Annotated in this window: 18 protein-coding genes and 4 pseudogenes; 7 read left to right on the top strand and 15 right to left on the bottom strand. The window is 30.4% G+C overall.

Going from position 1 to position 15,894, the window contains the following annotated elements; genetic code table 11:
• The coding region (locus HMPREF2876_RS06490; RefSeq protein WP_070584509.1) for a Rep family protein at positions 1 to 892 on the bottom strand (892 nt) is incomplete at its 3' end.
• A gap of 430 nt (positions 893 to 1,322) precedes the next feature.
• Positions 1,323 to 1,733: a hypothetical protein gene (locus HMPREF2876_RS06485; protein ID WP_070584507.1), complete on the bottom strand. Its 411-nt coding sequence runs from the start codon at positions 1,731 to 1,733 to the stop codon at positions 1,323 to 1,325.
• 255 nt (positions 1,734 to 1,988) lie between these two features.
• On the opposite strand from HMPREF2876_RS06485, the gene HMPREF2876_RS06480 reads away from it, so the two are divergent.
• Complete coding sequence (locus HMPREF2876_RS06480) at positions 1,989 to 2,579, top strand: helix-turn-helix domain-containing protein (protein WP_070241683.1); 591 nt, start codon at positions 1,989 to 1,991, stop codon at positions 2,577 to 2,579.
• A gap of 300 nt (positions 2,580 to 2,879) precedes the next feature.
• On the opposite strand, the gene HMPREF2876_RS06475 is transcribed toward HMPREF2876_RS06480, so the two are convergent.
• Complete coding sequence (locus HMPREF2876_RS06475) at positions 2,880 to 3,311, bottom strand: helix-turn-helix domain-containing protein (RefSeq protein ID WP_070584505.1); 432 nt, start codon at positions 3,309 to 3,311, stop codon at positions 2,880 to 2,882.
• 261 nt (positions 3,312 to 3,572) lie between these two features.
• On the opposite strand from HMPREF2876_RS06475, the gene HMPREF2876_RS06470 reads away from it, so the two are divergent.
• The 6 genes and pseudogenes from HMPREF2876_RS06470 to HMPREF2876_RS10725 all read left to right on the top strand — a co-directional run.
• The gene (locus HMPREF2876_RS06470) at positions 3,573 to 3,767 is read left to right on the top strand and encodes a hypothetical protein (protein ID WP_070241681.1); all 195 of its coding nucleotides are present in this window, start codon (positions 3,573 to 3,575) and stop codon (positions 3,765 to 3,767) included.
• A 1-nt stretch (position 3,768) separates the two neighbouring features.
• The gene (locus HMPREF2876_RS10735; RefSeq protein ID WP_220432068.1) at positions 3,769 to 3,927 is read left to right on the top strand and encodes an Arm DNA-binding domain-containing protein; all 159 of its coding nucleotides are present in this window, start codon (positions 3,769 to 3,771) and stop codon (positions 3,925 to 3,927) included.
• Positions 3,928 to 3,936: 9 nt separating this feature from the next.
• Positions 3,937 to 4,188, top strand: coding sequence for a tyrosine-type recombinase/integrase (locus tag HMPREF2876_RS10730; protein WP_070241680.1), 252 nt, complete (start codon positions 3,937 to 3,939; stop codon positions 4,186 to 4,188).
• Positions 4,189 to 4,305: 117 nt separating this feature from the next.
• Entirely contained in the window at positions 4,306 to 4,497 is a 192-nt protein-coding gene (locus HMPREF2876_RS06460; protein ID WP_070584503.1) for a hypothetical protein, read from the top strand.
• Positions 4,479 to 4,703, top strand: a pseudogene (gene mobC / locus HMPREF2876_RS06455) (plasmid mobilization relaxosome protein MobC); the annotation flags it as partial. The gene HMPREF2876_RS06460 and the pseudogene mobC, both read left to right, overlap by 19 nt.
• Before the next feature lies 1 nt (position 4,704).
• Positions 4,705 to 4,960, top strand: a pseudogene (locus tag HMPREF2876_RS10725) (relaxase/mobilization nuclease domain-containing protein); the annotation flags it as partial.
• 115 nt (positions 4,961 to 5,075) lie between these two features.
• Here HMPREF2876_RS10725 and HMPREF2876_RS06450 read toward each other — a convergent pair.
• The 12 genes and pseudogenes from HMPREF2876_RS06450 to glyA all read right to left on the bottom strand — a co-directional run bounded on the left by HMPREF2876_RS06450 (position 5,076) and on the right by glyA (position 15,865).
• Positions 5,076 to 5,855, bottom strand: a complete 780-nt coding sequence (locus HMPREF2876_RS06450) for a hypothetical protein (RefSeq protein WP_070584498.1) — start codon at positions 5,853 to 5,855, stop codon at positions 5,076 to 5,078.
• Entirely contained in the window at positions 5,848 to 6,495 is a 648-nt protein-coding gene (locus HMPREF2876_RS06445; protein WP_070584496.1) for a hypothetical protein, read from the bottom strand. The genes HMPREF2876_RS06450 and HMPREF2876_RS06445 overlap by 8 nt, the downstream gene beginning before the upstream one ends.
• Positions 6,488 to 7,600, bottom strand: coding sequence for a nucleotidyltransferase domain-containing protein (locus HMPREF2876_RS06440; protein ID WP_070584494.1), 1,113 nt, complete (start codon positions 7,598 to 7,600; stop codon positions 6,488 to 6,490). The genes HMPREF2876_RS06445 and HMPREF2876_RS06440 overlap by 8 nt, the downstream gene beginning before the upstream one ends.
• A 32-nt stretch (positions 7,601 to 7,632) precedes the next feature.
• Entirely contained in the window at positions 7,633 to 9,192 is a 1,560-nt protein-coding gene (locus HMPREF2876_RS06435) for an AlwI family type II restriction endonuclease (protein WP_070584493.1), read from the bottom strand.
• Positions 9,173 to 10,135 (bottom strand): Dam family site-specific DNA-(adenine-N6)-methyltransferase, encoded by a 963-nt coding sequence (locus HMPREF2876_RS06430; protein WP_070584490.1) that lies wholly within the window; start codon positions 10,133 to 10,135, stop codon positions 9,173 to 9,175. Before HMPREF2876_RS06430 ends, HMPREF2876_RS06435 begins: the two co-directional genes overlap by 20 nt.
• Positions 10,128 to 11,186 carry a DNA adenine methylase gene (locus HMPREF2876_RS06425; protein WP_070584511.1) on the bottom strand — a complete coding sequence of 353 codons (1,059 nt, stop codon included), beginning with the start codon at positions 11,184 to 11,186 and terminating at the stop codon, positions 10,128 to 10,130. The genes HMPREF2876_RS06430 and HMPREF2876_RS06425 overlap by 8 nt, the downstream gene beginning before the upstream one ends.
• Positions 11,176 to 11,397: a helix-turn-helix domain-containing protein gene (locus HMPREF2876_RS06420; protein WP_070241677.1), complete on the bottom strand. Its 222-nt coding sequence runs from the start codon at positions 11,395 to 11,397 to the stop codon at positions 11,176 to 11,178. Before HMPREF2876_RS06420 ends, HMPREF2876_RS06425 begins: the two co-directional genes overlap by 11 nt.
• 146 nt (positions 11,398 to 11,543) lie before the next feature.
• Positions 11,544 to 11,819 (bottom strand): annotated as a pseudogene (locus HMPREF2876_RS06415) (DNA-binding protein); the annotation flags it as partial.
• A gap of 322 nt (positions 11,820 to 12,141) precedes the next feature.
• Positions 12,142 to 12,905: pseudogene (locus HMPREF2876_RS06410) on the bottom strand (alpha/beta hydrolase); the annotation flags it as partial.
• A gap of 125 nt (positions 12,906 to 13,030) precedes the next feature.
• Entirely contained in the window at positions 13,031 to 13,633 is a 603-nt protein-coding gene (locus HMPREF2876_RS06405; protein WP_070584488.1) for a lysozyme family protein, read from the bottom strand.
• Positions 13,633 to 14,607, bottom strand: a complete 975-nt coding sequence (locus HMPREF2876_RS06400; RefSeq protein ID WP_024051550.1) for a nucleoid-associated protein — start codon at positions 14,605 to 14,607, stop codon at positions 13,633 to 13,635. The genes HMPREF2876_RS06405 and HMPREF2876_RS06400 overlap by 1 nt, the downstream gene beginning before the upstream one ends.
• 1 nt (position 14,608) lies before the next feature.
• On the bottom strand, positions 14,609 to 15,865 hold the full coding sequence (gene glyA / locus HMPREF2876_RS06395) for a serine hydroxymethyltransferase (RefSeq protein WP_070241675.1): 1,257 nt from the start codon (positions 15,863 to 15,865) through the stop codon (positions 14,609 to 14,611).
• Positions 15,866 to 15,894: the final 29 nt, after the last annotated feature.

Here is a 15,894-nt window from a genome sequence, read left to right as displayed (position 1 = left end):
AGTCGTCCAAAATCAGGATTTCTTCTCCTGAATAATTGTCAAAAGGATTCTTAGAACTTGCAGAATATGAGCCACCTCTTAAACCTACATTTTCAAGTGCTCCTTGCACCTCTAAAGCAATATCTCTAGCAAGTGTAGACTTGCCAATCCCGGGCTTACCTTGAATATATAGGACAGTCAAATCATACTCCCCATTTTGCAAGGCTTCTAGTCTTAGCACGCTTTCACGCTCGCCAAAAATATCAAATCCTTCAAGGAATTTCTGACGATTGTTTGCCATAAGATAATACAAATTATCGTCTTTCATAATATCAAAATAAGTCAGTTCCCCCTTATATACTTTAGACAATACCAAATCTAGACTTTCATCTGATTTCTCACGTTTTTTTGTGGCTGCATACTTCTCAAAATCTTCTTTATTCTGATTTATAAAGGATTCATAATCAAGCGTATCAAATGTTTCCACATCACTAGCAAGATACTGATATTTATCTTTATCTTTGGCATGAATAAGGTAAGCTAAAGCATTGATACGTGTATACGCTCGACCGCCTTTTGATTTTGGAGTTTCAATCCGTTCACGTTCCAAACCTAAAGCCATTGCAACTTTTGATAAGTCTATTCGCTTTGGAAAATCAATATAAGCATGCACATGAGGTTCTACTAATTTTGTACCGTAGGATATATCTTTATCATGAACGATTATCGCAAACTCCACAAACTCATCTTCTTCTACCAACGTTCTTACACGGTCAAAAATAAGTCTAAAAATTTGTTCCTTATTAGTTTCCCAATCATCTAATAACTGTTTATCTTGAATAGACCAATCCCAAAATTTTGGTTTTAATTGTTGTTCAAACAAAAAACGTTTATTAATAATTCGTTTTGTCATAAAACACCTCTTTTATAGAAATACATTTATTTTGTATAATATTTCACTCTTTTTGTGTTTATACTCCACTTTTTCGAGAATAAACACACGTATAAACACAAGTATAAATCCATAATTTTTTCACTCTTTTCTTTCCTAACGCGTACGCTGGACCGTTCCGATGTCCCACGGAGAAAGGCTTTCAAATCAAGGATTTTCCTTGTTTTGCACCATTCTATCGTCAAGTCCAGAATGGCGCCCGCGCATAGATTTTGTGTCTATGTGTTTATACTAGCCCTAAAAACTCTTGAGCAAAAAAATCATGAATATTCTTCCACTTAAAATACGGAAAAATTCGGGTTGAGCGGTGTAGACGGGTTACACGGTCGGGGGCTACGCCTTTCCCGACCTAACCCTACACCTAACCCTGCTTTTTCCGTATTTTAAGTTGTCACAGCAATTTCAAGCCACTAGCAACTAATTTCAAGCCCTTGTAACCCGGATTGCGACCGTCAACCCATTGAGCCATGACACGAGTATCTAGTAACTCTACAAAAGTGAATTGAGCTGCTGCCATAGCTCCCTCAATCTCATCAAAGCTACCTAATACTTCAATCGTGATTGTCTTGATGTCTTCCATATCAATCAAACCTTGTTCTACTGCGCCTGCTGTACGTTCATCAATACCATTAAGCATATAGCTTTCAACTACATCAGTCGCCTTCCCATGTTTGTACTTGTTTGTTGGACGAGCTTGTGAAAAATCCACTTTTAATTTTTTAGGAATATAGAATTGAGAACTATCAAGAGCCATTTCTTTAAGTGAGAGTTCGCTTGTTAATTTCATTTTGTTACTTGCCATTAGTTTTTACCTTTATCTTTCTTAAAAATTGTTATATAATTTAGATAGTTATTTTTGGTAAGTCTTTGAAAAGTTCTGCTTCTCAAAGACTTTTTTATACAATCATAGGCATTTCCCTCTCTTCTACTTGCCAAATATCAGAATAGTTTGGTATAATTAGTCTTAATAAGACTAATTATATTTTAGTCCAAATAAGACTAATTGTCAACAAAAAAAATAGTCTTATTTGGAATTATTTTGAAAGTAGGTATCTATATGCTAGATTTTCCAAGCAGATTAAAAGAAAAACGAAAAAATAAAGGATATACCCAAGAAAAAATATCCCAACTATTAGATATTGGACAGAGCGCTTATGCCAAGTGGGAAAACGGTCGAACTGAACCTACTCTAGAAAATATAGTAAAATTATCAAAAATACTTGATACTACCGCTGACGAATTACTTGGAATAGATAAATCAGTGTCTTCAAATTGGATACATGGTATAAAAACAACCATAACTAAAATATTAGATATACCCAAAGATTCACAACTTCAAAAAAGAATAGAAGAAGAACTCAATTTTGAGTGGAATAAGTATATAAAAAAATATCCAGATTTACCAATTTACTCAAAAATTGATTGGATACCCTATCAAGAGTTAGAACTTAAAAATTATAATGAGATAATTGAAAATAAAGATAAACGAGACATCTTAAAAAAATCAATCTTATGTGCTTATTTAGGTAATGAAAATATATTTGATATACACTACTACTTAATAAAAAAATGGAGACTAAACGAACTAGAAATAAAACATTTAAATAATATTTTTCTTGAAGTAGAAGAATACCATTATCTTCGTTAACAACACTTTAACAACAAAAGATTCAAATAATATCAAATAGTTCTCATTGATTGTATTATCAATCACTATTAAATCAACTATCCTAAATAGTCAATATCTGACTTTTAGTGAGTGGGAATAATCGCAAAAAATTAAAAAACCTTGAAAATTCAATGGTTATAGAAGATGAAAAACTGTAACTGGGATTAAAATGGGAACATTTGTTAAAAATAATAAATTGAATAATAGTTCCAAGTGGTTTACATTTGGACAAAAAATTAGACCGTAGTTTTTAGACTGCGGTCTTTTTGCGTACATATTTTATTTTAAAAATCTTGATTTTTTAGGGTAAGATAACTTCCAATCTTCAAATTCCTCGTCTGTTATCTCATCGTTATAATGCTTCTTTCTCATTTCATTCCATTCTATTAGAAAATTATTGCAATCTACATCATTTGATAAAAGTCCAGTGATCTCTCCATCGCCTGCTGAGGGTCTAAACTTAATATCTTTTTCATAATCAAAGATTATATGCATTATTTCAAAAATAGAATTAGGTTCATGATTAATTAATGCTGATATATCACAATCAAGTGCTTCAGATATTTTTTGTAATTGTTCTTTACTTGGAGATCTATTTCCAAGCTCGTAATTTCTTATAGCAGCATCTGTCAAACCAGATTTAATGGCAAGTTCTTTTTGAGTTAAGTTTCGCATAAGTCTTAACTTTTTTAATTTTTCTCCAGAAATCAAACTAACTCCTCCTTATTTCACAATAACTATAAATATTTTATCACAAAACGAACAAAAGCTTAACAAAACTGTTCTGTTGTAAATATTTGCAAGTATCTGAATATTTTAGGAAAAAATAAATAGAAAAAACTTGGCGGAACAAATATGAACTGTTATTATATATACATACCGTTCGTTATTGAACGGATAATGTAAGATATAAAAATTAATGCTCGCCCTTTTGTGGATGTAGAACCTTACAAACTATAAAAGGAGGACATTATGAAAGGTATTTTTATGAATGCAAAAGATGTACAAGAATTTCTTGATGTAAGTAGGACAACAGCATATCAGATAATAAACGATATGAATCAAGACCTACTTAAATTAGGTTATCGTGTGCAAAGAGGAAAGTTAAATAGAGAATACTTTATGGAAAAGTATTGCTATAAACCAACAAATACAAAGGAGGTTTAAAGTGCCAGCATACAGAGATGAAAGTGGAAATAAAACTTGGTATTGTAGGTTTTATTATACCAACTGGAAAGGAGAAAAATTAACTAAGAAAAAACGTGGATTTTCAACAAAAAAAGAAGCATTAAAATGGGAACAAGAATTTTTAAATCAACATTCTTAATCAATTGAGATGAGCTTTAGGGAGTTTTTTGAACTTTATAAGAGAGATAGAAAACCAAGAATAAGAGAAAATACTTGGAGGACAAAAGAAGCAATTGTAAATCAAAAAATACTTCCCTATATAGGTGATTTAATATTTCAACTAGCAAAAGTTATTAAAAAGTTCGGCAAACTAAATGACGATGAAGCTGATATTTTAATCTATATTTTAGAAATATATGAAAAAATCAAAAAAGAAAAAAGCCCCTACTACGAAGAGTAAAGGCATACACTCCTGTGAGAAGTGTTCTCTAGACAAGTTCATTTTACCACAGGAGTCTTATTTATACCAGACAGGAGGATAAAATGGAAAACAAATATAAAACAATAAAGAGATTAGATGATTGTAAAAAGAAAAGGAATGAGCCTTATGACAGATATTAAATTAAAATTCCCAGAAATAGATCAGACTTACGCTTTTTTAGACTTACAAACTACAGATAAGGGGACTGTTAGACAAATTACTGGAAATATTGTAACAGCTATTTTAAATCCCAAATATTGTCAAAATCAAAAAATCATTATGTTGTAGACCTAGAACCATTTAGAGATCTTCAATGGTTACTTTCAAATGCAACAAATAATATAAATCAGATTGCAAAAGCTACTAATACAACTGGTGTTATTTACAAAAAAGATATTGACTATATGAGAGAAAAAATAGAAAAATTGGCAAAAGAAATATGGCAGATCCATTCCCTACTTCTTAATAAATCAAAAGAAAGTTATGGTGATTAATATGGCAATTACAAAAATACATCCCATAAAATCAACTCTAAATTTGGCAATAGATTATACAACTAAGAGTGAAAAAAATTGATTAAAAAATTTTGGTATCTTCATTTAATTGTCATCCATCTACTGTCCACATTTAATTTCTGAAAACTAGAGAAGACAATGATACTAAATTTACAGTTCTGGCTATACACTTGATTCAATCTTTTCTACCAGGAGAGGTTGATCCTATAAAAGCTCACGAAATTGGAATGGAATTATGAAAAAAAGAACACCATTATGCAAGAGTATTCTTTAAATAAAGAACAATTTTCTGACCTTGTTCAGTATAGGAAGAACTATGAAAATTATTATGGGAAGGAAGTGGAGAGATAATTACTCTTTAATCTCTCTGCTTTTTGAATAAATTTTATAATCATCTTTAATCTTTTCCCATTCCAAAGTGAGTCTTAAGTTGTTTTTTAAAAATATTTTTTGAGAAAGTTCAATTTTACTCTCATAAATTATATTCTCATAACTAATTATTATTTCAAAAATATCTGCGAAAAATTTTTCTTGATTATTTGTTTGGTAAGATGAGCATATTCTATTACATGATTCGTAAATATTATTAGTTTTATCATAAAGAGAGTTATATTTTATAGCCTTATTAATAATCTCACCTGATACTATGAAATTAAGCAATAAAGATGTTGTATCATCTAATCCATTGATAAAAACTGCATATACAAATAAAAACAAAACAATAAAAGAAAAAATGTAATACGACTTTTTATTCAATTTAGCTAAATTTGATGTAAAAAAAGAATTTTGATGTGTATTTGCTAAAGCTTTAATAAAACCAGCTTCTATATCTTTGTTGTCAAAATATTCATCGCTATTATAGCAAGGTATTATCTTTCTACCAAATGAGTTGTCTAGAAACATATTAAATCTGTCTTTATTTCCCAAATCAAAATAATAATTTCTGTAATATATTGCTACTGTTTGAATTAATAAAATTATAGCAGAAATTATTAGTAATATTTTTATATTTAAAATCGAAAATCTAACTTGTGCTAAGGAAATTATTAATAATAATATTGATAATGAGTCAACTACATAACCTAATTTTCTAGACTTATTATGACTATCATCTTGTGGTGTTTTACCCATATTCTTTACCATCCTTATTTAATATCATTATAGACTCTATTAAAAAAGTATTTCTTAATCTTTGATTTTTAACAATCGGAAGTATATATCTACCATGGCAATTTCTCAATTTAAAACCCGAATTGCAAAAACAAGGTAAATGACCTTTGTATTTATTGTGGTAAATTAAAAATACCATTTTAATGTACTGTTCTTTTGTTAATCCCCACTCTTCAGTATAATAACTTAATAAACCCTCATATCCATGTTTCCTTTCCCCAAATGGAAATACTCCATATTTAAGATGCCAATCTGCCGAAAATATAAACGGATCTAAAAATCTATTTAAAAATTCCGAAATTGAAGGTTTATCAATAAGATATTGTAGTATCTCCCCAACAGTTGCTAAGCAGATACTATTATCTTTATATACATGTTCTAGTTCTTCTTTTAAGTTGAAGATATATACTTTTGGAATACTAATGGGATACTCATAATCCATTTCTACTTTAATATCCTTTACCCCGTCTAAAATCACATCATTGTGTTTTAAGGAATAATGATATTTTCCGTATATACATATATTTGATTCTTTGTAATTTACCTGTAATTCTGTTTGTTGTTTTAGTAAGTCATTGATTTGCTCTCTTATATTATTCACTATATCTCCATGGCTTCGTTGGACTTACAATATTTACATTATAAAACGCATCTGAGTACATCTTTGAATTAAAGTCATTATGAATAGATTTTTTAAATTCTATCTCTGAATCTATACTTATAAAATTTGATAAGTCAGCTATCCAACTATTCATAATATTCTTTTCCGATTCAGATATATTACTTATAAAATCTTCTCTCAAATCAACAGGATTTAGAATTTTATTATCCACCATTATAGATATTTTCTTGTTTTTAAATTTATGAATAAACACTTTTATTATATCTATAATAGATAAATTGAACTCATCTTTAACAGAGTCTGCTATCAACGCTGTTATTAAAATAGAAGAGGGCTTAGACTTAACATTCCTACTTCTATCATAAAATATATCCCTATGTCTTTTTACAACCTGTACTGCTCTTTGTAAATTTGATCTATAATAGTAATTTGGTATATTCTCTACTGTATTATATATTTCTCTTATCTCGATAGGAAAATTGTGAAACTGTTCCATTTTCATTTCTGTTGAAATGAACCTTTCGCTAATATCTTTAAACCAATCACCAAATCCTAAAGGATTGCTAGTCAACCATGAATAATTACTATCTTCTTTCTCAGTTATTGATACAGTCTTAAATACATAATTTAAATCTACACCTGAATTAACAATTTCAGTCTTAATATTTTCTTCTTCATTTACACAGGGAACAATATCTAGATTAAATCCTACTCCCCCTGATACCTCTGCATACTCTAAAGTCCAGCAGTTTTTATCTTCTTTTGATAATTTAGACTTATATAATTCACTACTCTTTATGCAATCACCAACATCATTTTTTGTACTTTGTGGATTTGTATTTGATTTTTCTTTTTTTAATAAAGCTAAAATATCTAAATCGTAATTCTTATCTTTTCCATCTCTATATGGTCTTATGACAGTTCCTAACAAAAAAGAACCTTGTGGATAAAAATCAGATTCAAGATCATGTCCATTTAAATACTCAGAAATAGCCTTGTATTTCTCTCTAGCATTTTTCTCCATAGTTGGAGTAATATCAATATCATTAAGACTTTCGATCAACAATTTATCTCTTTTTTCCATATTAATCCTTTCTTAAAATTTATAATAGTAAATCAAACAGCATATTTCATTTCAAGTAAGCTTGATGAAGTATTTAACTTATTAATGAAATCAATTATACTATATGGATATATTCCTAACTTCTCTTTAAACATGGTAAATTGACACATGTAAATTGTATCTTCATGAAGATAGGGTGCAATGAACACTGAAAAAACATTGTTTTTTATAGATCTTTCTCTTTGTTCTTTTAAATGTCTTGTTATAGCGGGTATTTCATTTGTAGCTTGCTGTCTATTTTTCATAAGCGTAACTTCAACAAGGGAATCCATGTCAGAATCATAAACTTCAATATCTGCTACACCTCCCTTAGCTGTAAAGGTTGGATTTCCTTCATCATCAATAGCATAATTAGGTTTGATTTCATAATTTGGATATTTTTGCATTATTGCTAAACTTGTCAAAAATTCTAGTCTTGTCGGCGAATCTATTAGTTTTAAATACTCATCTTTACTTGGTCTATTAAGTTGTAGATTTTCTATTTCTTTACATACTTGAGGTAAAGAATATTTTTCAGAGAATTGTTTTAATGCATTTATTCTAATATTATCTAAATCATCAAATTCGATTTCTCTAAACGCTATAATTGTAGGGTCTAAATCTCCCATATATTTATAGAACTTATATTCATCTTCAAAAATCTCATAAGTAGTATATTTACTTATAACATAATTTGCAGTGTTCATTTCTAACTTATTTATATCAATGAATCTTCCCATACCTCTTAAAGAAAACATACCAGTTATTCTCAATTTCCTAATTAAATCATCCACTCCTTCCTTAATTATCTGAAACATTTTAAATCTTTTTCTATTTTCACTTTCGAGTAATTTCAAGCATTCTTCATATACAATTTCATCACTAGCTTTAAATCCATATTTTTTTCTAAATGAAATTATAAAATCATATAAACCCTTATAATCATTATTATCCCAGCATGTTAAAAATGGCAATTCTTTTCTGTATATTCCAGAAGAATTCTCATCTTCATTCAATAATTTTAAAACATTTAAAAGTAAAGGAATTGGTGCATTACTATTAGCATTTCTTCTAAATGGGTTGTCTGTTTGATATTTTACTAGTGCATTTAAAAATATTTTTTGTATTTTTTCACCAGAATTTCCCGAAGTATCCAGGTATGCGTCACATAACATATGACCACTAGACGAAATTTCTATTCGCCTATCCATTTCATAATATACAAATCCGAATTCTTTACATAATTTATACCAAGTATCGAACCTACTAGCCCAACCTTTGGGGAATCCAGCCTCTTTATGATTTTGGGGACTGTTTTCTATGATTTTATTTAGTTGTGAATCTGAAAAGTATAAATTCTCATCAAGATAAATTGCATTTAAGTTGTTATCTTTGGTTATAGACATTGGTTTATATAATTTGTTCTTTATTACATTTTTTACAATTCTCATTATTATAGATTCTGTTAAAATTTGACCTTCAAAATCTTTTATACAATTAACAAATTCTGCTATTCGTTCTGGATTTCTCATTGTCGTTGAAAATGACAATGGTTTATGTTCTATCTTTTTCATAATTTGTAATATAAACCTCCCTAGAGTCCATTTTTATACTATTATCAAATCTTGAAATGTAGTTACTCTTCACATTATAAACCTTATATTTCTTAGACCATTCATATAATATATTATTAAACTTATCTTTATGCCTTAGCATATTTGATAAGCCCCATTTTATATTTCTTTTATCTAACTCATCAAGCAAATTATATAATCTCATTTCCTCTTGTTCGTTCCATAACTTATTATAATCACTAAAAGTTATTAAGTAAGGAGGATCTAAGTAAATAAAATCTCTTGATTCTATATGATTGGAATTTATAAATTCTTCAAAATCTAAATTATTAAAGGAAACTATATTATTATTAATCCAATGTGCATAATTTATGAGTGCCTCAGTAACATTTTTATTCCAATCCAAATTACCTACGGGTAAATTAAATTCTCCGTTCTTGTTAAATCTAATCATATGGTTAAATCCATAAATTAAAAGTAAATATAATAAATCAAGATTATGATTATTGTTAAAATCATACCTTAGATTTAAATATGCCTCTTTATTATATTTTGCAAAATATGTCTTTATATATTTCTTTTTATATTCCTCAAGTTTACCATCAGTGAATTTTTCAGAGTGGCTAAGTCCGTAATTGCTTATTAGGTCATATATCCTATTTATAAACTTGTCTATATCAACCGAATTTGTTTTTAGATGATTGTGTAATGAAATAATATTAGTATCAATGTCATTCAAGTAATAGTTCTTAGCCTTAACATTTATAGAAGCACTTCCACCTCCACAAAATACATCAAAATAATTATTTATATTTTCTGGAAAAAGTTCTATCAATTGTGACATTAACTTGTACTTATCACCAACATAAAAAAGTGGAGAACGAACAATTCTTGGTTTCTCTAATTCTCTATTCAATTTCAAAAAATTTAACTGTTCAACCATTTAATACCTCTGTCACAAATACAAACTCCTTATGATTATTTAAATATGTTTTTCCAGCATTAAAAAATTTATGTTTTTTTTCAAATACTTTAGTTGTACCTACACTATTCAGAGTTTTTAGTATTTGTTCATGCGATATTTTATTTTTTGAGCTACTACTTTTTGAATTATATGTGTTGTTATAAGTAACAACTATATATTTTGCGTCTAAGTTAGTAATCAATTCATTAAATGCGTAAGGTGCTTTAGACCTGCAATATTCACTCATATTTTCAGGTTTTGGTTTCATTGCAACTCCTTCTAGTTTTGGCTTATCCCATTTCGAAACACTTTCTAGTAAATGATAAAACCTTGAATATTGTCTTGAATTATAGGGCGGATCGATAAATGCAATATCAGTTCTAACTCTCTTTACCAATTGATTTGCGTCTTCACGATATATTTTTATATTTTTTCCTTCTGTATTTATTGGTTTTATTAGTTTAAAACTAAATTTATCGTGTAATTCAACATTTTTTCTATAAGCTTCATAATGACCAACAGTATTTGAAACTTTATCTAAAGAATATAATAATGAGGCTATTAAAATATTTCTCTCAGCATCATTAAGCTCTTTATCTATAGCTATTCTTTCTCTAATCTCTCCTATAATCATTGCATCTTTATTACTAAAAAATTTATTTCCAAAATTTTCAACAAAATAATTATCATCATATACCCTAGAAATTATAGAATTATATTCTGTACATTTTCTATTCAATACCGTGTCATCATAATCAGTACTATCAAAAAACGCCTTATAAATTATATTATTGGAATATAGGAAATCATTAATTATTAAATTTTCATGATCTTCCAACATCTCTTTTGAAATGATTCCAGTACCTGCAAACACATCAAAAAATGTTTCACCTTGAGTATTGTTTTTTATGATTTCTTTAATCCATTTAGAAATTTTATACTTGCTCCCTATGTATCTTCTATTCTCAATACTAAATCTTTCTAAATTATAAAAATCGTCTTTATTTACCTTTTTATGATTAACGTTCATTTGTATGTGTTCCTTTTTTATATTCAATAATATCTCCAATATCACATTGAAAATACTCACAAATTTTCCCTAGTGTTTCCAAACTTACATTTTCGTCTCTTCCCATTTTTGCTATTGTCTTGGGTGTTGTTGCAATTGCACATTGTAAATCTGTTTTTTTCATATTTTTATCTATTAATAACTTCCATAATTTATTATATGAAAATCCCATATCATTCTCCAATTCTATATTTTCCCTTTCTAAATGTATAGATTAACTACCTAATTATAGCATATAATACAGATTCATTTCAATTATATGATTTACTGCGTTAAAACGAGCAAAAAAAATAAAGGCAGTCCGAAGACTGCCGATATTTATCTCTCTGCACCTTTGCTATGATCTTTCTTGTTTGATTTAGATTTCTCATCTGTCTTAAAGCTTTTTATTTGCCCTAATATGGACTTTTTATTTTTATCTTGACTCTTTACCTGTTCTTTTGCTTTTAAGAGCTTAGAAGACAAAATACGAACATTTTTATGTTCCTTTCCGTTGTTATTAATACTTGTTTTTATTTGTCCAAATATTTTAACAAAATCTCCTTGCTTTAAGTTTTCTAAATCTTTTGTCTTATCTCCATAGGCTGAATAATTACCAAGTAATATATTTAGATTGAAACCCTCAAAACAAAAAGTAAAAATGAAGTAAATTCGAAGTAACATTAATTTGAAAACTTGATAAACAAGCTTAAGAGATATTATATTAAAACAATATTTCTCTGGTACTGGGACTGGGACGGGACTAAAAATATGAAAACGTCCTATAATTAGGTGGATTTATTAGTATTAGAAAAAATAGTAACTAGTATTTTGAATGGTTTGGGATATATCGGACGTTTGGAAAAGAAGAATGGGAATAAAAACAGAAAAGGCTAAACTTCTTATTTCTTGAAGTTTGGCTTTTAAATTTGTCAGTTTATTTTCCCCACAAAAATTGAATCAGTATTTTATCTACTTCTGGGTTTTCATGTAATTGGCTATGTTGTGCTAGTTTGCCGGTAATTTTCTTTTCTTGATAAGATTTGGCATTGTCTGCAACTAAGTATTTCAAACTGCGAGATGAAGAATTTAAAACAGAACCGTCTGATCCATTTTTATAATCACCATAGATATTCAAAACGTCAATTTGATTTTGTGGGAATACTTCACGTAATGGTAATAATCTTTGGAAAGTTTGCGTGACTTGGTTTAGTTGACCTGTTGTTTTGTCAACTTTCACATCAGATGATAAGCCCATAGCTTTTAAACCGGCAGCGAAATTTGCGATATTCACTTGTTTTTGCAGCTGTGGCAAGTTCTCATCTTGAGCATGTTCTAAAAGATAATACAAAATCGACATATTCCCTAAAGAATGACCTACCATATTCATTTTTGTAAAGCCATACTTTTCCTGTAGCTTGCTGACGACAGCTTTTGTATACCGTCCAACATCAATGGGATTGCGATTGTCTTCGTAATTCACTTCTACGATTGGATTGATAGCGCCTTTGGGAATGTCTCCCCTTAACGTAACTGTACCATTTCTATCAACATTTGCTCGAATAACTGTTTTTGTTACCCCTGCTTTTTTACTGCATTCGTCATATACCACTCCGCATTGGCACTACTTCCATAACCATGAAAGAAAAGGGTTGGCGTAGTGGATTGTACATAATCCTTTTTGTCCAATTTACCGTCCGCTTTTTTCGTCATTTTTATCGCTTCTTTCTGTGAGATATATTTTTAAGTATAACACGTAACGATATAAATAATAATTGATTTGTTTGAAAAACCCTAGTAGAAATAAGCTACTAGGGGTGATGTTATTAAAACCAATTCATCACTTTCATGATGTGCATATTCATCTGAACTTGTCGGGAGTAATAATAATTCCCACCATTGATATAGAGCTTAGAGCCATGAAGGAGGGCGATGGGGTGGTAATAAGAATAGGTTTGCCCAGTCACGTTTCCTAAACTTGGTGCGACAACATTTTTGGAGTATTTTTTTGCCAAATAAAGGGTATTTTCGCCACCGTGTTTTGCAATATAATCGATGTAAGCTCGACCAAAGTTATAGGCTTGTACAGCGGTCCAAACATCTACTTTCTTTTCTTGAGCTACATTTAGATTCGCAGATAAGGTCTGAACACCTTGACGAATGCTTTCTTTATTATCTAAAATAGAGTTTTTCTGACCCGTCGCACTTTCACTAGATTGCATGACATCAGAAACTTTTCCTTTTGTTTCTGTGTAAATCATAGCAAGGACTAGTTCTTCATTGGCTGCAGTATCTTGCTCGTCTAGCACTTCTCTCACTAAGCTACGGTAGGTCATCACTTGCTTGATATCATGATGAACTTGAACAAGCTTGTAACCAACAAAGATTAAAAGAATGAGAAGGATCAATTTTCTAAGAATTTTAAACATTATTTACTTTGGATATCTTCTATGTTTTTGATGAGAATGGAATAGGTTCCATTCTCGTTTTGTATGAATTCTACGGATTCCGCATCTTGATAGATGTTATTGGGGACAATGAGTTCAATCCCATTTGAAAGAGAGAGCTTTTGATTTTCAAATTTTTTCTTCTGATGACTACTATCAATTTCATCAAATTTAACAGTTTCTGGAATTGTTTCCTTAACCTGATTAATAAAAGTCAAACGAGCTGTCAGATTGTTATCGAACAAGTCATCTGCTAATTTTTCTGGTGATAATTCATCATTTTCTTCTAAATGTTTGAAAATAGACGATTTAACCTTGGATTGAAATTGAAAATCATCTTGATGAAAGCTCTCTGCAACTTTTTGAGCTGTTTTTTCTAAGGCTTTGATAGATTTCTTGGGAGAAATTTTAGGATTGACTTGTAACAGATTATCAGAAAAATAATTGAGAAAAGCACCATTGTATTTAATCCGCTTTTCAATCAAATGGTATTTACGTGATTGAAGATTGATGACCAAGGCTTCATCAGCGCCTGTACCAAATCCCGGCAAGTTGTTCTGGGTAATCTTGATAGGATTATCTACTTCTCCACCTAAGTGGGTGAGGGTTTCCCGCAGAGCAATGCGCAAAAAAGCAAGATGCTCTACTCCTTTCTTGTCAAATTGAACAAAAATCAAATCATTGGTTTTCTGATTTTCGCTCACCGAAAACTCCTCTTTCCAGAGATTGGCAATCGTTATAGAAGTTTCTAAAAGGTCTTTTGTCATATGTGATAAAAAGACATTATCTTCGGTAAAAATACCTGTTTTGGCCTCATCTGAATAGATACGTTCAATCTTTTTGCGAAGATATTCTTCAATTTTTGGAGTAATATTAAGATATTTATCTGCTAAAAGAAGGTCGGTGTCTGACGGACTAAATTGATGAATAATAGCTTTTTTTACGTAAATGTCCATTTCAGTCCTCATATAGTGGAAAGGCATCGGTCAATTCTTTAACTTCTGCACGAACCTGCTGTAAAATAGCTTCGTTGTTTGCATTCTCTAAAGTTTTGATAATCAATTCTGCTACTTTAGTACTTTCAGCTACCCCAAAGCCACGAGCTGCAATAGCTGCGGTTCCGATACGAATGCCACTTGTTTTAAATGGAGATAAGGTTTCATAAGGGATAGAGTTTTTGTTGAGAGTGATATGGACATCATCCAAAAGGTTTTGAGCGACTTTTCCATTTTCAACGACTTTGGTCACATCCACAAGGAAAAGATGATTCTCCGTACCGCCTGAAATGACACGGAAATTACCATGCTGTTGGAATACTTGAACCATTGCCTTAGCATTATCTACAATCTGCTGAGCATAAACTTTGAAATCTGAATCCAATACTTCTTTGAAAGCAGCTGCTTTAGCTGTTACGACATGCTCTAGCGGTCCTCCTTGAATTCCTGGGAAGATTGCGGAATTAATCTTTTTCGCCAATTCTTCATCGTTGGTCAAAATTAAGCCGCCACGAGGTCCTCGAAGGGTTTTATGAGTGGTAGTTGTCGTAATATGTGCATACGGTACTGGACTTGGATGCAAATCAGCAGCAACTAAACCGGCAATATGAGCCATGTCTACCATGAGTTTGGCTCCGACAGTATCTGCAATTTCACGGAATTTAGCAAAATCAATAATATGTGAATAGGCAGAAGCACCTGCAACAATCAATTTAGGTTTGACTTCTTTAGCCTGCGCCAAAATAGCATCAAAATCTAAAAGTTCCGTTTCAGGATCGACATTATAAGGCACAAAGTTATAGGTTTTCCCAGAGAAGCTAACAGCTGCGCCATGTGTCAAATGTCCGCCTGCTGCAAGATCCATTCCCATTACTGTATCACCTGGCTCAATTAAGGCCATATAAGCCGCACAATTCGCCTGACTGCCTGAGTGGGGTTGAACATTGGCAAATTTTGCTCCAAAAATTTCTTTAGCACGTTCAATTGCTAATGTCTCAATCACATCCACAACGTCCGTACCACCATAATAGCGACGACCTGGATAACCTTCGGCATATTTATTGGTTAAAATAGAACCTTGTGCTGCCATAACAGCTTTTGAAACAACGTTTTCTGAAGCAATCAATTCAATATTGTTTTGCTGACGTTTTTCTTCTGCAGCAATGGCTTCCCAAAGCTCAGCGTCATATTCTTTATAGTTTTTATGGTCAAAAATCATAAGAGTCTCCCTTCTCTTAAAGCGGGGCT

The sequence above is a fragment of the Streptococcus sp. HMSC073A12 genome, assembly GCF_001812815.1.
GTDB classification, from domain to species: domain Bacteria; phylum Bacillota; class Bacilli; order Lactobacillales; family Streptococcaceae; genus Streptococcus; species Streptococcus vaginalis.
The sequence above is the reverse complement of the archived record's forward strand: the minus strand, read 5'-3'. Positions and strand labels throughout refer to the sequence as shown.